The sequence below is a fragment of the Nocardioides sp. GY 10127 genome, from assembly GCF_004919085.1.
Lineage (GTDB): Bacteria > Actinomycetota > Actinomycetes > Propionibacteriales > Nocardioidaceae > Nocardioides.
Window position 1 is genome coordinate 1 of sequence record NZ_STGL01000014.1, and the last position, 20433, is coordinate 20433.

Annotated in this window: 29 protein-coding genes; 2 read left to right on the top strand and 27 right to left on the bottom strand. The window is 71.6% G+C overall.

Going from position 1 to position 20433, the window contains the following annotated elements:
• Positions 1-244 precede the first annotated feature (244 nt).
• From E8D37_RS18875 to E8D37_RS18900, 6 genes are all read right to left on the bottom strand, one after another.
• Complete coding sequence (locus E8D37_RS18875; RefSeq protein ID WP_136571392.1) at positions 245-436, bottom strand: hypothetical protein; 192 nt, start codon at positions 434-436, stop codon at positions 245-247.
• 109 nt (positions 437-545) lie between these two features.
• Positions 546-764: a hypothetical protein gene (locus tag E8D37_RS18880; RefSeq protein ID WP_136571393.1), complete on the bottom strand. Its 219-nt coding sequence runs from the start codon at positions 762-764 to the stop codon at positions 546-548.
• A gap of 2 nt (positions 765-766) precedes the next feature.
• The gene (locus E8D37_RS18885; protein WP_136571394.1) at positions 767-1660 is read right to left on the bottom strand and encodes a hypothetical protein; all 894 of its coding nucleotides are present in this window, start codon (positions 1658-1660) and stop codon (positions 767-769) included.
• Complete coding sequence (locus tag E8D37_RS18890; RefSeq protein WP_136571395.1) at positions 1660-2241, bottom strand: hypothetical protein; 582 nt, start codon at positions 2239-2241, stop codon at positions 1660-1662. Before E8D37_RS18890 ends, E8D37_RS18885 begins: the two co-directional genes overlap by 1 nt.
• Positions 2238-2768: a hypothetical protein gene (locus E8D37_RS18895; protein ID WP_136571396.1), complete on the bottom strand. Its 531-nt coding sequence runs from the start codon at positions 2766-2768 to the stop codon at positions 2238-2240. Before E8D37_RS18895 ends, E8D37_RS18890 begins: the two co-directional genes overlap by 4 nt.
• The gene (locus tag E8D37_RS18900; RefSeq protein ID WP_136571397.1) at positions 2768-3157 is read right to left on the bottom strand and encodes a hypothetical protein; all 390 of its coding nucleotides are present in this window, start codon (positions 3155-3157) and stop codon (positions 2768-2770) included. Before E8D37_RS18900 ends, E8D37_RS18895 begins: the two co-directional genes overlap by 1 nt.
• Positions 3158-3332: 175 nt before the next feature.
• Between E8D37_RS18900 and E8D37_RS19985 the strand changes: the two genes are divergently transcribed.
• Positions 3333-3509 carry a hypothetical protein gene (locus E8D37_RS19985; RefSeq protein WP_168929824.1) on the top strand — a complete coding sequence of 59 codons (177 nt, stop codon included), beginning with the start codon at positions 3333-3335 and terminating at the stop codon, positions 3507-3509.
• Positions 3510-3607: 98 nt separating this feature from the next.
• Positions 3608-4819, top strand: a complete 1212-nt coding sequence (locus E8D37_RS18905) for a hypothetical protein (protein WP_136571398.1) — start codon at positions 3608-3610, stop codon at positions 4817-4819.
• On the opposite strand, the gene E8D37_RS18910 is transcribed toward E8D37_RS18905, so the two are convergent.
• From E8D37_RS18910 to E8D37_RS18995, 21 genes are all read right to left on the bottom strand, one after another.
• Positions 4780-6711 carry a hypothetical protein gene (locus tag E8D37_RS18910; RefSeq protein WP_136571399.1) on the bottom strand — a complete coding sequence of 644 codons (1932 nt, stop codon included), beginning with the start codon at positions 6709-6711 and terminating at the stop codon, positions 4780-4782. The two genes, E8D37_RS18905 and E8D37_RS18910, sit on opposite strands and share 40 nt — an antisense overlap.
• A 25-nt stretch (positions 6712-6736) precedes the next feature.
• Entirely contained in the window at positions 6737-6892 is a 156-nt protein-coding gene (locus tag E8D37_RS19990; RefSeq protein ID WP_168929825.1) for a hypothetical protein, read from the bottom strand.
• Positions 6892-7176, bottom strand: coding sequence for a hypothetical protein (locus E8D37_RS18915; protein ID WP_136571400.1), 285 nt, complete (start codon positions 7174-7176; stop codon positions 6892-6894). The genes E8D37_RS19990 and E8D37_RS18915 overlap by 1 nt, the downstream gene beginning before the upstream one ends.
• A 12-nt stretch (positions 7177-7188) precedes the next feature.
• Positions 7189-8223: a glycine-rich domain-containing protein gene (locus tag E8D37_RS18920; RefSeq protein ID WP_136571401.1), complete on the bottom strand. Its 1035-nt coding sequence runs from the start codon at positions 8221-8223 to the stop codon at positions 7189-7191.
• Between the two features lie 10 nt (positions 8224-8233).
• The gene (locus E8D37_RS18925) at positions 8234-9004 is read right to left on the bottom strand and encodes a hypothetical protein (protein WP_136571402.1); all 771 of its coding nucleotides are present in this window, start codon (positions 9002-9004) and stop codon (positions 8234-8236) included.
• A gap of 28 nt (positions 9005-9032) precedes the next feature.
• On the bottom strand, positions 9033-10220 hold the full coding sequence (locus E8D37_RS18930; RefSeq protein WP_136571403.1) for a baseplate J/gp47 family protein: 1188 nt from the start codon (positions 10218-10220) through the stop codon (positions 9033-9035).
• A gap of 2 nt (positions 10221-10222) precedes the next feature.
• On the bottom strand, positions 10223-10564 hold the full coding sequence (locus E8D37_RS18935; protein ID WP_136571404.1) for a GPW/gp25 family protein: 342 nt from the start codon (positions 10562-10564) through the stop codon (positions 10223-10225).
• A gap of 23 nt (positions 10565-10587) precedes the next feature.
• Positions 10588-10821 (bottom strand): hypothetical protein, encoded by a 234-nt coding sequence (locus E8D37_RS18940; RefSeq protein WP_136571405.1) that lies wholly within the window; start codon positions 10819-10821, stop codon positions 10588-10590.
• Positions 10818-12119 (bottom strand): NlpC/P60 family protein, encoded by a 1302-nt coding sequence (locus E8D37_RS19995; RefSeq protein ID WP_168929826.1) that lies wholly within the window; start codon positions 12117-12119, stop codon positions 10818-10820. Before E8D37_RS19995 ends, E8D37_RS18940 begins: the two co-directional genes overlap by 4 nt.
• Positions 12119-12607, bottom strand: coding sequence for a hypothetical protein (locus tag E8D37_RS20000; protein WP_168929827.1), 489 nt, complete (start codon positions 12605-12607; stop codon positions 12119-12121). Before E8D37_RS20000 ends, E8D37_RS19995 begins: the two co-directional genes overlap by 1 nt.
• Positions 12604-14973, bottom strand: coding sequence for a tape measure protein (locus E8D37_RS18950; protein ID WP_136571407.1), 2370 nt, complete (start codon positions 14971-14973; stop codon positions 12604-12606). The genes E8D37_RS20000 and E8D37_RS18950 overlap by 4 nt, the downstream gene beginning before the upstream one ends.
• Before the next feature lie 21 nt (positions 14974-14994).
• The gene (locus tag E8D37_RS20005; protein WP_168929828.1) at positions 14995-15165 is read right to left on the bottom strand and encodes a hypothetical protein; all 171 of its coding nucleotides are present in this window, start codon (positions 15163-15165) and stop codon (positions 14995-14997) included.
• A 107-nt stretch (positions 15166-15272) separates the two neighbouring features.
• The gene (locus E8D37_RS18955; protein WP_136571408.1) at positions 15273-15749 is read right to left on the bottom strand and encodes a hypothetical protein; all 477 of its coding nucleotides are present in this window, start codon (positions 15747-15749) and stop codon (positions 15273-15275) included.
• A gap of 2 nt (positions 15750-15751) precedes the next feature.
• Positions 15752-16156 carry a hypothetical protein gene (locus E8D37_RS18960; protein ID WP_136571409.1) on the bottom strand — a complete coding sequence of 135 codons (405 nt, stop codon included), beginning with the start codon at positions 16154-16156 and terminating at the stop codon, positions 15752-15754.
• Positions 16157-16187: 31 nt separating this feature from the next.
• Positions 16188-17303, bottom strand: coding sequence for a hypothetical protein (locus tag E8D37_RS20010; RefSeq protein ID WP_168929829.1), 1116 nt, complete (start codon positions 17301-17303; stop codon positions 16188-16190).
• Positions 17304-17338: 35 nt separating this feature from the next.
• The gene (locus E8D37_RS18970; RefSeq protein ID WP_136571410.1) at positions 17339-17899 is read right to left on the bottom strand and encodes a hypothetical protein; all 561 of its coding nucleotides are present in this window, start codon (positions 17897-17899) and stop codon (positions 17339-17341) included.
• A 27-nt stretch (positions 17900-17926) separates the two neighbouring features.
• Entirely contained in the window at positions 17927-18367 is a 441-nt protein-coding gene (locus tag E8D37_RS18975; RefSeq protein ID WP_136571411.1) for a hypothetical protein, read from the bottom strand.
• 31 nt (positions 18368-18398) lie between these two features.
• The gene (locus E8D37_RS18980) at positions 18399-18887 is read right to left on the bottom strand and encodes a hypothetical protein (RefSeq protein ID WP_136571412.1); all 489 of its coding nucleotides are present in this window, start codon (positions 18885-18887) and stop codon (positions 18399-18401) included.
• Positions 18884-19114: a hypothetical protein gene (locus E8D37_RS18985; RefSeq protein WP_136571413.1), complete on the bottom strand. Its 231-nt coding sequence runs from the start codon at positions 19112-19114 to the stop codon at positions 18884-18886. Before E8D37_RS18985 ends, E8D37_RS18980 begins: the two co-directional genes overlap by 4 nt.
• A complete protein-coding gene (locus tag E8D37_RS18990; RefSeq protein ID WP_136571414.1) occupies positions 19114-19473 on the bottom strand; it encodes a hypothetical protein in 360 nt (119 codons plus the stop codon). Before E8D37_RS18990 ends, E8D37_RS18985 begins: the two co-directional genes overlap by 1 nt.
• Before the next feature lie 11 nt (positions 19474-19484).
• Entirely contained in the window at positions 19485-20429 is a 945-nt protein-coding gene (locus E8D37_RS18995) for a hypothetical protein (protein WP_136571415.1), read from the bottom strand.
• Positions 20430-20433: the final 4 nt, after the last annotated feature.

The following is a 20433-nucleotide window of genomic DNA, read 5'->3' on the forward strand; positions in this document are numbered from 1 at the left end:
CCCACAGGACGCCCCCCTTAGATGCGGCTCGCGCTGCGTCAAGGTCTCGGGTCCTGCCGCAGCACGAGCCGCAGAGCACGACTGTACGGCCCTGCCGGGTGATATGGAGCACAAGTCCGGGATTCATGGTCTCGGCCTTGGCCAGGGACCCGTGCGGTGTTCGGTCTCGGGTCCGTCCACCGCACGGGCCTTGACCGCAACCTACCCAGATCCCGGCAGGACCCGCGGCGGTTATCCACAGGGCTCAGGAGAGAACCGCGAACACCAGGAAGAACACCCCGACCACGGCCACTACGAACCCGGCCAGGAGCAGCCAGAGGCACCCTGCGGCGAGCCTGTTCACCCGCTCGGCCGAGCGCCAGTAGCGGACCTCATCGGCTGTCCCGACGCGCTGCAGTGGGCTGGCCGGCTGAGGGTCCGGCTCGGGGGCGTTCACGACGTCAGGCTATCCCGGCCGCGAGCGCCGCGCCGGGGGAACGGCGAAGGGCCCCCTCCCCGCTGCGTGAGCGGAGAGGGGGCTTCGTTGCTGGACGGGGCCGCGAGGGTCACTCCTCGGCGTCGTCCTCCGTGGTCGCGCTGGTGCTGGTGTTGCTGGCCGCGGTGAGGCCGAGCGCGACGCCGACGTAGGTCAGCACGTCGGCCGCGGAGCCGGTGTCGATGCCGGCGACGGTCAGCGCGCCGACCACGATGCCGGCGAGGGCGAACGCCAGGTAGACGTACTTGCGCGCCTTGGCGGGGATGACGTCGGTCAGGATGCTGCTCATGGTCAGGCCACCTCGAGGGCTCGGAGGGACTGGAGGCCGCGCGTGCGGGCCGCCTTGCGTCGTGCGGTCAGGTCTGCGATCTCGTCACGCAACTCGTCGATCTGGTCGGCCAGGTCCATCGCGCGGAGCACTCGCTTCGCGGCGGCCTTGGCCTCGTGGGGGCGGTCGCCGTCGCCGTCGTCGGCGAGCTTGGACAGCAGCGCCTCGGCCTTCTTCGGCTGGTCGCCCTTGAGGGCGGCGAGCGCGCGGGTGATGGTGGGGGTCTTCTTCGGCTTCGTGGAGACGGGCTTCCACACGCGCACGTCGTTGACGACGGGCGCCCAGTACGCCTCGGTGTAGCCCCATGCGTGGGCGAGGGTGTCGACCCGCACCTTGCCGTACTTGCCGCGGGGCCAGTCGGTCGAGAGGACCATGCCGCCGCCGAGCGAGGGGGCGATGTGGCCGTACTGCGAGGACGGGCCCCACCAGTAGACGATCGCGCCGCGGGGGATCTTGTTGACGGCGGCGGGGTCGGAGAGGTTGACCTTGTGCGCGACGCCGAGGGCCTTCGCGCCGGCCAGGGAGAGCTTCGCGGCGGCGTAGAGGCTGCCGACGTTGAAGTAGGAGCGGGTCTCGCGCAGGCAGTAGCCCGGAGTGACGGAGCGGCCGTCACGGGCGTAGGAGACCGCGAGGGCCAGGGCGTCCTTCTTCGAGCGCACGTAGTCGGGGATCGCGCCGGGCCCGGAGTCGGCGACGGCGCCCATGCCCTCGTCGACGTCGTCCTGCCTGGCCTCGGGCTCGGGCGGCGGGCCGAAGTCGTCGGCGCCGAGGGTGGGCAGCGCCTCGGCGGCGGGGTCGAGGGTGCAGTCCTCGGCGGTGAGGATCAGGTCGGGGTCGATCTCGTCGGGTGCGAGCATCAGGTCTCCTTCGTGGGTGCGGGGGGTTCGGTGTCCGTCGGCATGGGCCGGCGGTGCTGGCTGCCCCGGGTGGGCAGCGGCGGGTCGAGCTCGGCGTCCTCGATGGCGTGGAGGGTGAGGAGCTCGTCGGGGGTCGCGGGGACCTCGCCGCCGAGGCGGAGGATCTCGTCGCGCAGCCGGGTGGCCCACCGGGCGATGGTCTTGGCGAGGCGCTTCCACTCCCCGACCTGGATGGTGAGGAGGTCGATGCGCTCGGACATGCGGACCATGTCGTCGCGGACCTGGCGGGCGACGGCGTCACGGTCTTCGCTGGCGCGCCGCTCGGCGAGGGCCCGGTCCTCTCGCTCCTGCTGCAGCTCGGTGCGGAGCAGCTTCACCTCGTCGCGGTAGGGCTGGAGGATGTCCTTCCACGCCTGGAGGGCGGAGTCCTGCGCGTCGACGTCGCTGGTGCGGCGCGCGCCCTCACGGGACGCGGCGGCGGTGTACCGGGCGCCGCGGTAGGTGATGTAGGCGACCGCGATGGACCCCAGCAGACCGAGCGCGGTGACGAGGGTCTGCTGCCAGGGCTCGAGGCCGCTCATGCGTCACCGGCCGGGGACTGGGCGGCGGCCGGGTCGGCGGTGGGGTCGACCGCGAGGGTGGGGTCGGCCGGCGGGATGGGCAGCGGGTCGGGGTTCGGCCAGCCGGCGACGACGCCGAGCATGAGGGAGGTGGTGCCCCAGATGGTGGCGGCGTACCAGCCGTCAGGGTCGCCCACGGGGTGGCTGGTCATGCCGGTGTGCTGCAGCAGCGGGGAGACGAGCGCGATGACCCATGCGGCGATGAAGCTCAGCGACTTCGCGGCGGGCATGAGGTAGAGGGCGAGGTGGCCGAGGCCGTCATCGTGGCCCTTCCCGCGGAGCCCGACGCCGATCGCGACGGCCCCGGTGACCCACCATCCGACGGCGAGGACCCAGGTGGGGAGGATCTGGGTCAGGACCCAGGGCCGGTCGACCTGCCGGTCGATGGAGGCGCCGGCGCCGAGGACGATCCAGGCGGACCCGACCATCACGAGCCACAGGGCCCGCCAGCCGAGGCGGTCGGCGAGCTCGTCGACGCGGGGCCCCATCACTGCTCACGCCCGATGAGGGCGACCATCTCGGTCCACGCGAGGTAGGCCAGGAGCCCGGGGAACGCCCAGGCGGTGAAGGTGGCGTCGCCTGTGACCGCGCCGACGACGAGGGTGCCGGACCACAGGCCGAGCCACACGAGGAGCAGCGCGAGGCCGGCGGTGTAGCCGCCGCGCAGGTGCATGGCCAGCGCGGTGGCGAGGGTCCCGGCGATCACGCAGAACCCCGCGCCCCACATCGCCGCAGGGAAGAACGGGAAGCTGGGCAGCCCGGCGAGGCGGTGGCCGGGGTCGGTGACGTAGACGACGCCGACGACAGCGGCGAAGGCGGCCCAGGCGGGGAGCCGGAGCCGGGCGGACATGGTGACGTGGTCGCGGTCGAGCGGCACGGGGGCCTCCCTGGTTGGGGTCGGGGGCATGGCGAAGCCCCGCCGGCTGGGGGCCGTGCGGGGCTTCGTGGTGGTGCAGATTCAGGTGTGGCGGGCGAGCATCTGGATCGGCTCAGTCCCGGCCGTCCGTGGCGAGGGCAGGACAGGGCGTTCCAGGTTGGCCTAGGCTCCCCGGGTGACCTCGCGACTGGCGCTCGACATCAGCCTCACCTTCGGCACGATCCTCTTCGGCGCCCTGCTAGTCATCTCGATTGTCACCAATGACCCAGCCGCCACATACGACGCCGTTCTGAGCGGCGCCTGCGGGCTCCTTCTGTGGAGGCGGCTTTCCGAGCGCGGACGCGTGCAGTGACCATCGCCTACGCCACACCCAGGTCAGCGGCGAGGCGCTCCGCAAGCGAGCGCCGGGCCATGAGGTCGGCAGCCGGACTCCTGGTGCTCCTCTGCACCATGCCCCTGCTGTGGCAGCAGCTCGCGGCAACGCCCGTTGGGTCGATCAGGTACTTCCACCTCGGCGCCTTGGCAATGCTGGCTATCGCACGGCCCATCCAGGGCATCTACTTCGCCCTCTGGGGGCGAATCCTGCCTGCCGCCGTAGCCGTGGTCGTACACACCATCCTCATGACGCTGTCCGCGATGGCCTGGGCCGGCTACTGGCCGGACCCGATCCAGAACGCGCTGTACGCACTCCTCGGCATCTTCGCCGGCGCCTGCTTCTTCACCGCGCTCACGGAGGCGCCGGCGAGGCGGCTCATGGCGATGGCCTCGCCAGCGGTTACTACGACGTTCGTGCTCGCTTTCGGTCAGGCCATCATCGCTGCTGGGCTGAACCCGATCAGCGTCTATCGAGCTGCCCTCGCGGGGGACCGACAGATCCTCCTCTTTGCGCTCTACCGGGGAGCTTTCTCGTCCGGGGGTGGCGAAGAGGTCTTGTCGATGACCCGGCACGAGATGTACGGGGCCCTGTTCATCGCCGCCTGTGTCAGCGGGATGACCATCTGGTCTCTTCGTAGCGCGCTGACGAGGGCTGTCGTAGTCGCATCCCAGCTCATCACCCTCGCCCTGATCGCGACCTCGCTGTCGCGATCGGTGATGATCGCCGTGGCGATCACTGGGATGGTGGCTGCGGCTGGGCTCCTCGGCCGCATAAAGGTTCCGATAGCGGTGGCTGCTCTCGCGGGGGTGGCGGTGCTCGCGTTCCCCCTCTACGCACCAGCATTGCAGCAACTCGTGCTGGACCACTTCTTGGACGACACGACGAGCTACGAGGGCCGCGCCGGCTCCTGGTCGGCCTTTTCTCAGCCGGACATCTGGAACCGCCTATTCTTCGGCGGCGGCCCGCTGACGATCTCGACCCACACGATGGTCGGAGACGCCGCACTCCGCGGGGGCCTGCTGGCCGCGGTGGCTGCTGTCGTGTTCTGCCTGACGCTGATACGCCGCTGGTTCTCGGCGCTCGGGCTGGTCATGGCGGGCGACTCGGCCGCGATCGGGTGCGCTGGGGCGCTGGGCATCGCGCTGGTGCGGTGCTTCACCTCGGGCGGCGGGTTCCTTGCCTTCGCGCAGTGGCAGGCGATCGGGATGGGCATCGCCTTCCTGCTGTGGCGCGAGACCTCAAGGCGTCAGTCAGCAATCCAGACCCAGGTGGGCGCGGCCGAGTAGGTGAGCATGATCGTCTGCCCGGCCGGGACTCGGACGGTTCCAGAAGTCAGGTTGGTGATCGTCCCGCCCACGCGGATCACCGTCACGGTCCCGCCCGTGACGGTGACGGTGCAGTCGTAGCCCGAGGTGTTCGTGTAGGCGACTCCGGTGGCGGGCATGGTCGGAGTCGTCACGGCCCCTCGGGGGTTGTGGCCGAGGTTCCCTCGGATCACAGCGTCGGTGGACAGGTTGTTGACTCGCCCCGTGCTCGCCGTGGTGAACGCGGTGAAGTCGTTGCCAACGACCGCGCTCTTGGTTGAGCTCGAGCCGATCCGTGCGGCCTTCGCGGTGGTTGCGCCACTCACCTCGGACATGACCGTGCGCACCACGCTCGCTCCCGCCACGGCGTTCAGGTTTACGCCGTACCCGCCATCCGGCACGCCGACGATGCGGGTGCCATCGACTGTCACGTCGGCAGCGGCGTTGGCGCCACCGCCCGTGCCGACCGTGACGCCGCCGCCAGTGGTCCCCGTGGCGTCGACTCTGCCGCCCAGGACCCGAGCGGTCGTGACGCTGGCGAGGTCGATGACGCTCGTGGCGCCTGTCGCTGCACGCATGTCAGGCTTCTCGAAGGTGATGTCGGAGCAGGACCCAACCACGCTCACGGTGGCCGTCGTTCCGGCGGGGTTGGTGACGCGCGTCCGCTTGAAGTCGACGTTCTTCACAGCGCCGACGGATGCATAGGTGGCGTTGTCCCGCTTGACGAGGATGTCCTGCGCTGCGGCCGTTGCGCCGGTGAGGTCGACGGAGACGCTATCGAACTGGATTCCGTCGATGTCGCCAGTGGAGTCATCGTTCTCGACGACGAGGCCACGGTTTGCGGCGCGGCCCTTGATGTTGCGGAAGCTGGAGTCGATGATGGAGCAGGTCATCCCGCCGATGTCGCTGGGGTCAAGGATCACGGCGGCGGCGAGGCGCGCGGCGCTGGAGACGCCGGTGCACTGCTCGTAGGAGCCCCGGCGGATCGTCATGTCGTACAGGGGGTCAGTGCTCAGGCCCACCGGGACGAACTGGAACACGTCGTCACCGGACTCGATGTGGCAGCCAAGCGCCTTGAAGTCGTCGCCGCCGACGAAGCGGATTCCGCCGCATCCTGTGGTGGCGGCAGAGTTGAGGGCCCACAGGTGCCGGGCGGATACCCGGTCACCAGCGAGGAGAAATGCCTGCCCTCCCGCCCAGGTGTCAACAGTGAAGCCCTCGAGCACCAGGTCGTCTGCGTACAGGCAGAAGACCTTGCCCGTGGCCGAAAGAGAGGCCCCCTGCACTCGCCCGAGACCGTGCATCCTCACGCCGGTCATCGCGCTAGCGAAATCCCGGTTGCGGATGAAGGCTTCTGTAGACCCTGAGCCCGCTGCGAAGTCCTTGAGCAAGGTGGCGGTCGGGTTGGCCCACCACAGGTCAAGCCCGTCGTCGACCAGCAGAGACTCGGTGCATCGGTAGGTGCGCGTCAGGGCGACCGGGGCGCCGGAGTCCCAGGCGGCCTGCACGGCGTCGGTGTCGTCGGTCGTGCCGTCGCCGACCGCTCCGAACGCCTCGGGGGTGGTCATCCGGGGGGTGGTCTTCGCCAGGGCCACCGACACGGGGGAGGTGTCGTCGTCGACGGCCGCCGCATTAGAGGCCGACAGAGCCGTTTCGGTCAGGCGGTCGGGGACCTGCTCCTCGGGCAGCTTGCCGTCCTCGAGGTCGGCCTTCGTGCCGAGCAGCGCGCCGGCCGGGGTGTCAGGGTTCGCGAGGCCGCCGGGCGTGATGCCCTGCTCCTGGAGCCAGTCGGCGAGGGCCTGGAGGTCGGCCTGGGGACGGAACGGGTCGCCGAGCTCGGGGTAGGGGACGCCGTCGGTGGTGGTCGATGCCACGGGGGTGCTCCTTCGCGCGGGGCCGTCAGGCCGTGGTGGTGGGGGTCTGGCCGGCCGCGATGGCGGCGTCGTACTCGGCCTGGTCGATCAGGCCGCGGTCGAGGCAGATGTCGAGCTGCTCGGTGGTGGAGGCGCCGGCGGCGTACCGGTCGAGGTAGCGGGCGCCGAGTGCGGTGGCCATCAGGACTCCTGCGGGGTCAGGGCGAGGATCAGGTCTGCGAGCTCGTCGATCTGGGCCTGGAAGCCAGGCACCGCGATGACGCCCGGCAGGCCGGGCATGTCGGGGGCCTGGATGACGGGCAGCTCCGGCCGGGTGAAGACGCCATCGACCTGAGTCCACCCAGGTGCGATGGCCTCGTCGGTGACGAGGAGGGTGAGGCCCTCGGGCGGGGTGTAGGTCGAAGCGTCGTCGATCTCGATGACGTTGGCCACGTAGCCGGTTTCGTCGATCAGGGCTGCACGCACGAGCTGTTCCTCTCAGTAGATCTCGGTGAGGCGGACTTCGCCGCGCGCCCCGGCTCCGGACACCCCGGAGGTGTCGTGGCCTTGGCAGCCGCCGCCACCTCCAGGGGCAGAGCCGGAACCTGCCGCCGTGCCAGAGTCCGAAGATCCCGCGCCCCCAGCGCCCGCGTGCTGGCTCGCGCCCCCGCTGTCGGAGTAGTAGCCGCCGCCGCCGCCGCCGCCGTAGATGCTGCTGCCGCCGTAGCAGGCGGGGTGCCATTCAGGGAACCCCCACCCATTCGCCACGCCGCCGCCCCCGCCGCCGTGATGGGACGAGCGCCCTTCCAGCCCCTGGTACTTGACGCTGATGGAAGAGGTGCCGAAGTTGACGGTGGTCCGGTAGATGACGATGACTCCGCCCTGGCCCCCCGTGATGCCTCCACCCTTGCCGCCGATCACTGAGCCCGAGTCCCCGTCGTCGACGGTGTCGTCCAGCCAGACGCCGCCAGCGCCTCCGCTCGCGGTGAGCAGGGCGTCGACGAGGACGCCGCTGAACAGCGTCCCTCCGAAGCCGGACTCGCCGCCGTCGAGACCCGCGTTGCCCTTGGCTACGGAGGCCCCGCCAGCGCCGACGGTGACCGGGACCGTGGCGGGGAGGTCTTCCGCGTTGAAGGTCTCGACGGCGTAACCGCCGCCGCCACCTCCGCTGCTGAGCATCCCGGACCCACCGGACCCACCGGCACCGATGGCCTCGACCACGAGCTTGCGGAGCCCGGCGGGCTTCGTCCAGGTGCCGGAAGCCGTGAAGACGGTGCGGACGGCAGACTCAGCGATGTCTACCCAGCCGATGGATGCTCCGCGGTACTGCTGGACCGTTCCCGTGGTGGTGTTCGCGATGACCCGGCCGGCCCAGAGCTCGGCGCCGGAGAGGGCATCTCGCTGGGCCGTGGTGAGCACCGCTACGCCGGGCATCGTGTCGACGGCCTCGGCGAGGGCCTGCATGTCGGCGGGGATGTTGTTGTCGTCGGTCGGCTCCGGGTACGGGAAGCCCCGACCGGTCGTAGCGGTCACTGGCTGCTCCTCAGTCGTCGTAGGGCTTGTGGCTGGTCATGTCCGCGTAGGTTCCGAACTCGCTGGTCACAACTGAGTAGGCAGGCCCGTGCTCAGTGGTGAAGTGGTCGTAGCTGACCCCGTCGGCGAGGTGGACGTCGAGGCGGATTCCGACGGGCTTCGCAGCTGCTGCGGCGTCCCGGAGCAGCTGCTCCTGGCCGGGTTTGATCTCCTCGGAGTAGACCCGCAGGGAGGCCCGCCACGGGCTGCTGGTGCGCTCGAGGAGCTCCACGGTCTGGGTGCCGTTGAGGTACCGGCCGATGGTCGAGACCAGGACCGCGGGGGTGCCGCGACGCCACGAGGATCGGGCGCGGATGAAGTCGCGCTCCTGGGTGGTGGAGAGCCCGGAGGGGACGGGCTGGCCGGTGACGAGCCCGAGCCATCCCGGGTCGGTGGTGCCGTCGAGGTCGAACGCGGCGGCCCAGCTGGTGACGTCGCCGGTGGTGAGGTCCTCGACGGCCTCGTAGGTCGCGAAGACCTCGGCGGCGTCTTCGTAGGTGGCGGTGTCGTCGAGCCCGTCGAGGGTGTCGTCGTAGCCGGGGACCCCGATGACGGGGGAGAGAAGGGTGTCGGTGGCCTCGAGCTCGACGACCAGCCCTGCGACGAGCGCGGGGAGCAGGCTGCCGGCGGCTCGGCGGAACGCGGGTCCGAGGGCGTCGAGGACGCGGCCGGTGACGGTGTCGGGGAAGGGCCCCCAGATCGGGTCGAAGTCGTCGTAGTCGGGTCCGGCGGTGGCGGGCACGGCGGTGCTCCTCTCTCGCGGCGGAGGGTCAGGAGACGGTGCCGGTCACGGTGGAGGCGGTCACGCCGTCGGGCGGGTCGGCGAACGGGGCGGGGAGGGCGGCGGGTCCGTCGAGCTCGACCGAGGTCGCGCCGCCGTTGAGGGTGAACGCGGTCAGCGCGGCGACACCGTCCGCGGACGCGGCGACCCTGATGAGGTCGAAGTAGCTGACGGTGGTGGTCTCGACCCACATGCGGTCCTCGTCGAGCGCCGCGTCGAGGCCGCTCGTCGCCGCGACCGCCCCCCAGTCCGCGGGGTCGAGGTAGTCGGCGACCGCCGCGGCGATGTTCGCCTGCACGGTGCTCGTGGCGACGTTGGTCTCGGCGACGGCGGCGTAGGTGATGTCGAGCGGGGTGTAGGTGGGGTCGGCGACCCGGAGCACGAAGTTGATCTCGCGGTTGTCCTCGAGGACGGCGAGGGTGGCCTCGGCGATGCTGCTGCTGACCGGGCGCCCGTCGGCGGCAACGAGGAACGCGGAGGCGGTGCGCTCTGCGTCGGTCTCGTCGGTCTCGGCGTCGTAGAGGTCGATCACGAGGGCTCGGTGGACCCCGTCGACGGACCGAGCGAGCGCTGCGATGTCGGACGGGGTGACGCCTCCGGGTCGCAGGTGGGCGAGGTAGTCGGCAAGCCGGGCGACGTAGGCGTCGACGGTCTCGGTGTCCTGCCCGCCGGTCGAGGTGCCGGTGGCGGCCGCTGACACGACGGTGGCGGTCGCGGTGGCCACGGTGAGGGTCCCGGCTGCGACATCGTTGCCGTCCGTGCCGGCGGTGTCGGCCGTGGCGGTGACGTCGACGGTGGTACCGCCGACGGCGGTGGCGGCCGCTGCGACGGTGAACGCGACGGTGAGGCCGGCCGCGTTCGTGCCGACCAGGCTGAGCCCGGCGGGTGCGGTGGCGCCCTCCGCGGTGAGGGTGAGGGTCACCGGGATGGTGGCGGCGGTGGCGACGCGCACGGTGAGCCCGAAGACGCTCTCGCCGATCCCTGCGACCGCGGTGAGGAGCGCGGTGGAGGCGCGGGCGTTGGTGGTGGCGACTTCGCGGCCGATCTCCTCGGCGAGGGCGACCTCTGGTGCGCCCTCGACCGCCTCCCACCCGTCGAGGTTCTCGGCGAGCGCGTCGAGGATGCGGTCGGTGACGTCGTCGGGGTCGCTGGAGATCGCGGGAAGCTCGAACGCCATGGTCAGCCCTCCTGGGAGTCGTCGGCCGCGGTGGAGTCGTCGCTGGCCTGGGGGTAGACCGTGAGGTACTCGGTGGCCGGGTCGTCGTCGGTGGTCTCGAGGACGAAGTCGGTGGGGGTGGCGCGCGGCTCGTGGGTGGTGATCGCGTCTGCCAGGTCGGCGGGGTCGACGCCCCCGAAGACGGGGTCGGGGGTGCCGTAGCTGGAGGCCGAGCGGCGTTCCCCCACGCGAGTGGCCATCAGGAGCCCGACGGAGCGAGCGACCTCGGTGGTGCTGCCCTGCTCGAGGGAGGCGATCTGGCCGGCGACGGTCACGGCGAGGGGGAGGGACAGGGTGCGCGCCACGGCGGTTCCTCTCTGCTCAGGGGTCAGGCGGTGTGTGCGGCGGCGATCCAGGGGCCCTCATCGGTGTCGACGAGGAGGACGAGGGTGCCGACCGGGAGCCCGGCGCCGCCGTAGCAGGGGCCGACCGGGTGCCGGGTGTCGTCGCCGATCTGGGCTGCCCAGACGCCGCTGTCGTCGGTGCGGACGATCTGGGCGGTGACGGGGGCCTGGTCGCCGGCGGATGGGGTGCGGACGTCGAGGAGCTTGTCGAACCTCATCGCCACACTCCTCCGCCGGTCCATCCGCGGTCGTAGGCCGAGCCCTTGCACACCCCGTAGGCGGTGCCCATGGCCTCGATCGTGGAGCCGTTGCCCAGGCTGATCGCGACGTGGTTGTAGTCCCCGACCCCGATGCGGAACAGCAGCCCGCCGCAGACCTGCATGGCGTCCGCGACGGGGACGTCCATGTTCTTCGCCACGATGGTGCCCCACTGGGTCTCTGACGGCTTGCCGAGCGTCTTCCCGGCGTAGGCGGTGGCCGCCTGCACGAGCCCGGAGCAGTCGAAGCTGTTGGGGCCGGAGGCTCCCCAGACGTAGGGCTTCCCCTCCTGCTTGAGCGCGTAGTCGACCATGCGCCGCAGGAACGGCACGTCGGCGTAGTTGGTGCCGCTGCCGGAGTCTCGTCCGGCGGCGTAGCCCTTCTCCCCGCGGTCGCCCTTGCCGACCGCCGCGGCCTCACTGAACTCGTGCTTGCCGCGGACCAGGGTGAGGGTGCCGCGGGTGGACACCGTGGTGCGGGTGAAGTCGGAGACCAGCCAGTTCCCGTCGGCGGGCCCGGCATCGGCGACGGTGATGGGGTCTCCCGCTGACATCGTCCACCAGTCGGCGTCGACATCGATGGTGGCCTGGGACGCACGGTGCACGCGCCGTGTCCCGGCGTCGAGGTCGAAGTCGAGCCACCCGAACGATCCGTGGTTCTCACGGATGGTGGTGGGTGTGGAGCGGCGGCGGAGCCAGGCGTCCGAGCCGACCACAAGCTGCCGGCCGTCGGAGAACCGGCGCCAGTTCACGGGGTCGGCGATGTCGCTGCCGAGCACGTCCCAGGAGTTGGTGCGGTCCTCGCCCTTCGGGGACCTGCGCACGGCGGTGCGGACCAGGTCGCCGTCACCCGGGTCGACGTCGTACCGAACCCCACCCTCGACGGCGAGGCGCTTGACGATGTCGGAGCGGGTCGAGGTGTTCTTCGGGATGGCGAGGTGGCTGGTGACCATGCGGAGCTGCGCGGCGACGGCGTCCTCGTAGGTGAGGGTGATCCGCCCGGCGGTCCGCTTCGCCGCGACGAGCTGGTAGCGAGCCGTCACCCCGGCCGGGCTGGTGTACCGGGCCCAGGACAGCTCGGAGAGGAACCCGGAGGTGAGGAGCTTCTGCTGGGGGTCGGCGGCGACGATGGTGATCGTGCCTGCGCCGTCCATGGTGTCCTGGATCTTCGGCGGGTCGGTGATGGCGTCGGTCAGCAGGAGCGGAGTCTTGCGGTCCGCGGTCACGAAGGTGAGCCCGGACAGCACGCTGGTGGTCATCAGCCGTTCCTGCGGCGACGGGCCGCGGCGGCGGGGCTGCCGACGACCGTGACGGTGATGTACTCCTGCAGCGTGACCGTGACGTCCTGCTGGACGCGGCGGCCGCGGTCGTTGCGGATGGGGCCCTCCCAGGCGAGGTCGGTGATGACCCACTTCCGCCCGGCGCCCTCGACCGGGCCGCTGATCCGCAGGATGGGCGGTTCGCCGGTGGAGTCGGTGGGGAGTGCCCACTGCTCGAGCAGGCGGGCGGACGGCTCGATGGACGTGGGGCGCCGCATCTGGCCGGTGAGTCCGTCGAGGAGGACAGGGATCGTCTGCACCAGCGGCGGGACCGAGTCGAACTCGACGGTGGTGCGCCGCTTCGGCCGGGTCAGGTCGACCCATCCGCCCGCCCCGCCGGAGACCACCGCGGGGCCGGACATCAGGAACCAGGACCCGGGCTGGGCCGGGCTGATGGGCTTGATCCACACCCGGGCTGTGGCGGTCATGCGCGGGCCAGCTGGGTGTTGACGTCGTCGATGACGGCGCGGGCGATCTCGCGGGAGTCGATGAACAGGGGGATCTCCAGCGGCTGGGCGGGCGGGGTGGCGATGCGCGTGCCGTCGTCCTCGCTGCGGGGCATCGACTTCGCGGTCTGCTCGGTCGAGGGGGAGCCGGCAGTGATGGCCTTGAGGCCGGCGTCCACGCTCGGGTAGACGTGCCCGCTGGTGGAGGGAACGAACAGCTCGGGGACACCGCCGTCGCCCACGATGTAGCTCTTCCCGGTCGTGACATCCCCGCCGAGGCGAAGCATCGGGATGTCGGGGGTGGAGAGCGTGAACCCGCCGACCTGGCCGACGCCGGGGATGTGGGTGTCGATAGAGGGGATCGAGAACGACAGGGCGTTCCACTTCTCGATGATCCAGTTGATGGCGGACTTGAAGGCGTCCTTGATGCCGTTGAACATCCCGCCCGCCACCCGGGCGACGCGGGCCGGCATGGTCGCGTAGAACGTGACGAGGGCGAGGAACTTGTCCACGATCCAGTCCTTCACCGCCGCGGCGCCGGACTTGATCTTGTCCCAGTTCTTCGCGATGACGAGCACGGCGATGCCGATGGGCCCGACGAGGACGGCCAGGAGCGTCTTCCAGTTGTCCTTGATCCAGCCCCACACGGTCTTCACCACGGCGAGCACGGCGCCGAAGGCCCCGTTGACGATGTTCCTGAACGTCTCGGACTTCTTGTAGGCCAGGACCAGCCCGCCGATGAGGAGCGCGACGCCGGCGATGACGAGGCCGATGGGGTTCGCGGTGAGTGCGGCGTTGAGGAGCCACTGGCCGGCGGCGGCGACCTTCGTCGCGGCGGCGGCCGCGAGCGCGGCGACCTTCCCGGCGATCATCCCGGCCACGCTGGCCTTCCCGGCGGCGGTCTGAGCGACGGTGGCGCCGGTGGTAGCCGCCAGCTGACCGGCGAGCCGGGTGTTCGACCGGGCGAGCGCCAGGTTCGCAGCGACCTGCGCGACGGTGATGGGGACCTCGGCCAGCTTCACGGCGTTCGCGAGCGCCTGGGCGGTCTTGTAGGCCGCGAACGCGGCGACCAGGACCGGGAGGTACTTGGCGAGGGTGTCGACGTGGTCGGCTGCGAACCCGACGGCCACGGCGAACACCGACACGGTGTCCGAGGCGGTCTTTGCGGTCCCGTCACCGAGCGCGCTCCAGTCGACCCGCCCGAGCGCGTCGCCGAGCTGCCCGAGGGAAGCGCCGAGGTCGGAGGCGCCCTGGCTGGAGGGCCAGTGGAACCCGTCGAAGTTGACGGCGAGGTTGCGGGCCCAGGTGGCGACGGTCTTGAGCGGCCCCGACATCTGGTCGAGCGCCGCGTCGATGCCGCCCGTCTTGTAGGCGTCGAAGAGCCGCTGCCCCTCGTCGGCGGCCGCGGCCACCCACTGCTTGAGGGGCTTGATGCCCTTCTGCACGAGCTTCGCGGCCTCGCCGGTGAGGTCGGTGAGGAGCGGCACAGCGGGCTTGAACGCCCGGGCGAGGCCCATGGTGACGGTGTCGGACAGGGTCGACCACATGCCGGCCAGGGACTGGGACTGCTTGTCCATGAGGCCGTTGAACCGCTCGAGCCCCTGCCCGGTCTCCAGGGCGTGCATCATCGCGTCCAGGGCCTTCTTGCCGAGCTTCCCGGCCGATGCGAGCTGCACGACCTCGCCCTTGGTCTTCCCGAGCGCCGCGGCGAGGAGGTCGTAGACGGGGACGCCGGCGTCGCGGAGCTGGTTGAGGTCCTCGCCGGAGATCTTCTGCGCGGCGGTCATCTGCTGCAGTGCGACGGTGGCGCGCTGGATGCCCTCGGAGCCTGTGCCCATGCCCGCGGTGACGTTGCCGAGGGTCGTCATGATCGGGATGACCTTGTCGGTCTCGATCCCGACCGAGACCAGACTGCTCGCGGCGGTCTGCAGGTCGGTGAACTCGAACGGGGTCCGGGCGGCGAACTTCGCCAGGGACCGGAGGAAGGTCGACGCCTTCTTCGCGGACCCGAGCATGGTGGTGAACCCGATCTTGGCCTGCTGCATCGAGGAGGCCGTCTTGATCCCGATGGTCGCGGCGGCCGCGGCGACGCCGACGAGCGCGGTCGTCCCGGCTGCTGCGCCGAGGACCAGGCCCCGGGCGAGGGTGCCGGCCAGCGACGCCGCGCCCCGGCTGATGGCGGCGAACCCGCGGGAGATCTTCCCGTCGGAGGCCCGCTCGAGCGACGCGGCAGCGTCGTCGCCGGAGTCGGAGACCTCATCGAGACCCTTGCGGACCCCGGTGAGCGCGGAGGCCGCCTCCCGGCGCCCGTAGAGGGTGAACTTGAGCCCGATCTCCTCGGTGGCCATGGCACCTCCTCACGGGTCTCGTCAGCCTGCAGATCTGGCCGCCCAGCGGGCGATGGCGTGGACCGCGCGCTGCAGGGTCTTGGCCAGCGGCGGGACGACGCGGATGGCGGTCTCGTGTCCGGTGCGTGCTGCCGTGTAGTCGGCGAGCCGGGCGCTCTGCTCGACGTGGATCTCGTGGGCCTTCTGGACCACGGCCGAGGCGACGCGGAAGTCGTCGGCGGGTAGCGCGAGGAACTCGAGGGGGTTGCCCCACCCGAGGAAGAGAGCGACCGCGGCCGCTTCGACGGCCGGGTCGCCGCTCAGTTTCCCCTCTCGCGCTCCTCGAGGTCCTCGAGGCTGTACCCGGACCGCTCGGACACCTTGGCACCCATGGCGATGATGTCGCCGTCACGGAGCAGGAGCTCACGGATCACGTCGCCCGCGGTGGACTTCTCGGGCATCTGCAGGGTCTCGACGAGGTCGAGGAGCGGGATGATCTCCTCGGGGTCGGAGTCATCGAAGACACCGACGGCGGCGTCGGCGAGGACGGCGGCGTTGATGCTGACGTCCTTGTCGAGCGCCTTCGTCTTCCCCAGCCGCTTGCTGTGGCCGGTGATCTGCTCGTGCGTGACGGCCCGGAACCGCATGTAGAGCGGCGGGTCGTACAGCGGGACGGGCAGGTCGAAGGTGAGCTCGGCACGGGCGGCCTCGCGGCGGGCGCGGAGCCCAGCCAGGGGGCTGGAGTCCGCGGCCGGGATGCTCGGGACGCTGGGGGTGGTGCCGCTGGTGTTGGTCATGGTCAGCCGACCTCGGTGCAGACCATGACGAGCTCGAGGGTCTTGCCGTCGTTGGACTCGGCGTCGTAGTCGCCGCCGTTCACGGACTGCAGGACCCCGGTCCAGGTCTTGGGCTTGCCGGAGGCGGTCATGTCGTCGCCCAGGGGCTGCTCGGAGACCACCATCTTGGCGCCGATCTTGTTGCGGGCCTTCCGCTCGACGGCGTTGTCGCGGTCGTCCTCCCACTCGCGGGAGACCGTGACGTCGCCGATGTCGGTGAGGCCGTGCCGGGCCTTCTGCTTCAGGGCGCCGCCGGGGCGGTACTTGCTGATCTCGGCGGCGGACTCGCCACCGGTGCGGGTGGAGAACCGGCCGAGGGGGTCGCCGTCGACGTGGACGGTCACGATGCTCTGGTGCTGCGCGGACATGGGGCTGCTCCTCTGTGTCGGGTGGCCGGGCTCAGGCGACGGACGTGACGTTCGAGGTCACGACGTTGATGACGACCCGCTCGGTGGCGGCGGACAGGGAGACCTCGACGGCCGCGACGAGCTGGCCGGCGGCGATGGTCTCCTCGGTGTTGAGGTCGGCGACCACGACGTCGTAGGCGTCCTCGGCGGTGGCGCCGTACAGCGCGCCGTCGGCCCACAGGGGCGCGAGGTAGCCGCGGAGGGCGCCCTCGACCTCGGCGAACAGGCCGCCCTGGCCGTCGATCTGCCGGAACAGGTACGGCGCGACGACGGAGGAGACCCCGTCGGCGAGCTGCATGGCCATGCGGCCCCAGTTGAGCTGGGTGAAGCGGGTGTCGTCGGACAGCGACCGCCAGCCGTAGAGCATCGTCACGCCGCCGATGCGGCGGAACACGGAGACTCCGGCGTCGTGGAGGTCGTCGAGCTCGGCGTCGGTGTAGGTGACGGTGATGGCGGAGGAGGTGGACACGACGCCGGCGTCGCGGCCCTGGTCGCCGGCGGGCATGTGGTTGGCGTGGCCGAGCGCGGCGTCGCCGCGGGCGGCGAGGCCGGCGGCGAACACGCTGCCGGGGACGTCCCGGGTGGTGCCGCCGGACACGGGGACGGTGACCCAGGGAGCGATGATCGTGGCGCGCTCGGCCCCGTCGGAGGCGGCGAGCGCGGCGGCGTCGGTGGCGAGGGTGGCGGCGTCGGCGTCAGAGGCGGCGTCGAGGAGGACGGTGCGGCCGGAGGAGTCGGCGTGGGCGAGGAGTGCCGACCAGGCTGCGTCGGTGGAGACGCCGGGGATGATGACCTGCCCGACGCCGAACTCGGCGGTGAGCGTGGCCAGGCCGGCTGCCCACTCGGCCTGGGTGACCGCGTCGGGGTCGGCGGCGGCCGCGCGGACGGCGATGACCTCCGGCGCGCCGGTGGTGAGGGCGTCGGCGATCCACTGGGCCTGGGCGTCGGGGACACCGGCGGTGGTTGCGGAGGACTGGGTGAGGTACGCGGCCGGGGTGGTCGGGCCGGCGGCGCCGGCGTAGACCATGAACAGCGAGCCGGTCGGGGTCGGGGTACCGCGGCGGGCCAGGGCCGGCGTCACGGTGACGGTGGTCTGCGGACGGGACATGGGGCTCTCCTTGGTGGGTGGACGCCTGGGCTGGCTCAGCGGACGCGGACGGCGACGCTGGTGCTGGTGGTGGTGACGGTGGGCAGCGGGTCGGCGGTGAGGTCGGTGGCGTCGACGGCGTCGCTGACCTGGATGTTGAGCGCGACGGTGGCGCCGCCGATGGTTCGGGCCTCGCCGGCGGCGGTGCGCAGGAGGTAGGACTCGTCTGCCCAGGTGACGCTGCGGGCGACGCCGCCGAGGGTGGGGTCGTGAAGGGCTGCCGCGCGGACGAGCGCGGCCCACTTCCGGACCCGGGCCGCGGTGGCGGTGTAGTCGCCGCCGCGGTCGTAGACGGCGAGGAACACTCGCCAGGTGGCCCGCCAGCCGTCGACGGTGCGGGTCGGGGGCTCGAGGAGGCCGGGGCAGGCGCTCGCGCCGGCGGGCCAGGCCGCGATCTTGCCCAGGGCGTCGGCCGTGGGCACCTGCTTGAAGTCGCGCGGCGGCTTCCACTGGGAGGCGTTGAGCCCGGCGGCGGTGATAACGGCGGGGAGGTGCTCCAGCACCGAGGCGGCGACGGCGGTGCACACCTGGTCGGCGTCGATCAGCTTCAACGGCATGGTCCCCGGGTCTCCGTCCTGACTGGGTCAGAGCAGTTGGCCGCTGACGATCGCGTCGAGCAGGTCGCTGCCCCAGGTGGTGAGGGTGAACGGCGTCGGGGCCGGGATCGGGTCGCGGCGTGGAGCGCCCCGGGCGCCTGCTGCGAGGTACCGGGCGGGGTCGGGCGGATCGAGCTCGAGGCTCTCGCCGTGTCGCGTGTAGGCCCGGGAGGACGGGTCGGTGAGCGCGTCTAGGAGCCCCCCGGTGTCGACCAGGACCCGGGAGGAGCCCTTCTCGCGGGTGGTGTCCGGGTCGAGGTTCGGCCAGGCTCCGAACCCGCGGGTCGCGAACACCTGGGCCTCGTGGTCGGTGAGCTTGTCGAGGAGGAACCCGAGCAGCGGGTCGGCGGAGTCGAGGCGCCCGATGATGCCGTCGAGGAGCCCGGCGGCGGCCGAGGTGTCAACCTCGAGCGGGGAGGAGTAGGCCATGGGTCACCTCCCGGTTCTCAGGGGCGGGTGGTTACCAGCAGCGGCGTTCGGCTGGGTCGGGGTACCGCGGCGCGGCCGGGAACGACCCGACCGGGGACAGGCCGCCGCGTAGGGCCCCGTCGCTGGTGGCACCGCTGGCGCGGAGCTGCGCGAGGAGCGCGAGATAGGCGTCGCGGTACTCGCTGCTGTTGTCGTCGCCGGTCTGCTGCTCGGGGAAGATGCTCCGCTCGAGCTGGGCGGCCACTCCCATGGCGATGGCCCGGAGCGCGAACTTCCGCACGGGGGCCTGGGGGTCGGACCCGACGATGGCCTCGACCTCGGTGGCGATCCCGTCCAGGGCCCGGAGGTAGTGGGCGTGGGCGGGGTCGGCGGTGTCGAAGACGGGGAGGTCCTCGCGCGCCACGAACAGCGCCGTGACGGCGCCGAGGTCGACCTCGGAGGCGAGGGGGGAGAGGTCGAGTGGGGTGTCGCCGTACTCGGCGACGGCAGCCTCGGCGTCCTCGTAGGTGGGCTCGGTCACTGCTCGCCGTCCTGGTCTTCGGGCCGGGTGTCGGGCTGGTCCTCGGCCTCGGGCTTCCGTGCCCGGGGCTTCCGGGCCTTCGGGGCGTCGACGAGCACCCCGCGCGCGGCGAGCTTCTCGACGTGCCCGGGGTCGGCGGAGGAGGGGACCGCCGCGCCAGCGGCAAGCGCGACGGTCCCCCCGTCGGTGAGCCGCACGACTGCGCGGCGTGCGGCTACGACGCGCATCAGGACTCGTCGTCCTCGGTGTCGCCGTCGGTGTCGTCCCCGCTGTCAGCGGCGTCGATGATGGCCTGCAGCTTCTTGACGAGGGTGGCGCGGTTCTCGCCCACCACCTCGGCGTCCAGGGCCGCGGTGGCCGCGGCCGGGTCGTCCCCGACCTCGGACAGGATGGCCTTCACGGTGCCGGGCGCCGGCTGGGCCGGGGTCTCCGGCTCAGCCGCGGCGCCCTGCTTCTCGACGTAGCCGTTCTCGATGAGCACGGCGAGCGCGGTCTCCGTGATGTTCGAGGGGACCGTCCGGCCGCGCGACACCTGGACACCGGCGCCGCCCGCGGTCGTGGCGACCTGGACGAGCGGCGCCGTCACGACGTACCCCATCAGGAGTGCGCCCCCGTGATCCAGATGCCGGCGGCCGGGTCGGTGACGAACGGGACGGCGACCTTGCGGGCCTGGATGTGCCAGCCGTCGCGCTTGTCCTCGCGGATGACCTTGACCTCGGCGTCGAGCGGGTCGGTGCCCATCTTCGTGTAGCCGCCGCCCAGGTTCTCGGTCGCGATGCCGCCGAGCATGGTGGAGTCGGCCACGAACACCTTGGTGCCGGAGCCGAAGGAGGCGCTGGCGCGGAGGTAGGTCATGCCGTCGGCGGCCGAGAACACGATGCCGGTGGCGTTGGCGACGAGCGCCTCGGCCGACTGCAGCGCGCCGATGCGGACCAGCTGCTCGACGACGTAGGCGAAGATCAGCGGCCGGCAGGCGACGACGTCGGGGTTGTAGGCCACGCCGATGGCGTCGCCGGCCTCCTCGATCTTCGCTCGGGCGACCTGGATGTCGCGGAACCCGTTGCCGGAGGCGTTGTCGAACGTGGCCGTGGCCGCGGTCGTGGCGGTCACCGAGGAGGTGACGGCCGTGGTGACCGTGGTGTCGAAGAGCTTGGCCACGGAGTTGGTCAGCTTCTTCGTCTTCTTGCTGAGCTCGTCGAAGCGGCCGCGGGAGGCGAGCTCGTCCGAGAACTCGGTGGCCAGACCGTTCTTCACGGTCTCGGCGACCGACGGGGTGCCGTTGCTGGTCGTGACCAGCGGGTAGTCCCCGAGCTGGGCGACGACGCCGGGGTCCTGGTCGGCGAAGAGGGAGTCGAGGCCCTCGAACAGCAGACTGCCGGACCCGGTGACGTCGACGCGGCCCTTGAGCAGGTCGCCGCCGATGGGGCGGGTCTTGGTGAGGTCCGCGGCCAGGCGGGCGAAGTAGACCGGGTTGTTCAGGTAGACGTCGAGGCTCAGCGTGGTGCCGCTGAGGGTCGGCGCTGCGGGGGAACTGGTGGCCATGGTC

Bases quoted from the DNA above. Each gene is read 5' to 3' on its own strand.
- E8D37_RS18880 (WP_136571393.1), bottom strand. From the start codon at position 764: ATGAGCAGCATCCTGACCGACGTCATCCCCGCCAAGGCGCGCAAGTAC.
- E8D37_RS18885 (WP_136571394.1), bottom strand. From the start codon at position 1,660: ATGCTCGCACCCGACGAGATCGACCCCGACCTGATCCTCACCGCCGAG.
- E8D37_RS18890 (WP_136571395.1), bottom strand. From the start codon at position 2,241: ATGAGCGGCCTCGAGCCCTGGCAGCAGACCCTCGTCACCGCGCTCGGT.
- E8D37_RS18895 (WP_136571396.1), bottom strand. From the start codon at position 2,768: ATGGGGCCCCGCGTCGACGAGCTCGCCGACCGCCTCGGCTGGCGGGCC.
- E8D37_RS18905 (WP_136571398.1), top strand. From the start codon at position 3,608: ATGCCCCTGCTGTGGCAGCAGCTCGCGGCAACGCCCGTTGGGTCGATC.
- E8D37_RS19990 (WP_168929825.1), bottom strand. From the start codon at position 6,892: ATGGCCACCGCACTCGGCGCCCGCTACCTCGACCGGTACGCCGCCGGC.
- E8D37_RS18930 (WP_136571403.1), bottom strand. From the start codon at position 10,220: ATGGCGTTCGAGCTTCCCGCGATCTCCAGCGACCCCGACGACGTCACC.
- E8D37_RS18940 (WP_136571405.1), bottom strand. From the start codon at position 10,821: ATGAGGTTCGACAAGCTCCTCGACGTCCGCACCCCATCCGCCGGCGAC.
- E8D37_RS19995 (WP_168929826.1), bottom strand. From the start codon at position 12,119: ATGACCACCAGCGTGCTGTCCGGGCTCACCTTCGTGACCGCGGACCGC.
- E8D37_RS20000 (WP_168929827.1), bottom strand. From the start codon at position 12,607: ATGACCGCCACAGCCCGGGTGTGGATCAAGCCCATCAGCCCGGCCCAG.
- E8D37_RS18950 (WP_136571407.1), bottom strand. From the start codon at position 14,973: ATGGCCACCGAGGAGATCGGGCTCAAGTTCACCCTCTACGGGCGCCGG.
- E8D37_RS18955 (WP_136571408.1), bottom strand. From the start codon at position 15,749: ATGACCAACACCAGCGGCACCACCCCCAGCGTCCCGAGCATCCCGGCC.
- E8D37_RS18960 (WP_136571409.1), bottom strand. From the start codon at position 16,156: ATGTCCGCGCAGCACCAGAGCATCGTGACCGTCCACGTCGACGGCGAC.
- E8D37_RS20010 (WP_168929829.1), bottom strand. From the start codon at position 17,303: ATGTCCCGTCCGCAGACCACCGTCACCGTGACGCCGGCCCTGGCCCGC.
- E8D37_RS18970 (WP_136571410.1), bottom strand. From the start codon at position 17,899: ATGCCGTTGAAGCTGATCGACGCCGACCAGGTGTGCACCGCCGTCGCC.
- E8D37_RS18975 (WP_136571411.1), bottom strand. From the start codon at position 18,367: ATGGCCTACTCCTCCCCGCTCGAGGTTGACACCTCGGCCGCCGCCGGG.
- E8D37_RS18985 (WP_136571413.1), bottom strand. From the start codon at position 19,114: ATGCGCGTCGTAGCCGCACGCCGCGCAGTCGTGCGGCTCACCGACGGG.
- E8D37_RS18995 (WP_136571415.1), bottom strand. From the start codon at position 20,429: ATGGCCACCAGTTCCCCCGCAGCGCCGACCCTCAGCGGCACCACGCTG.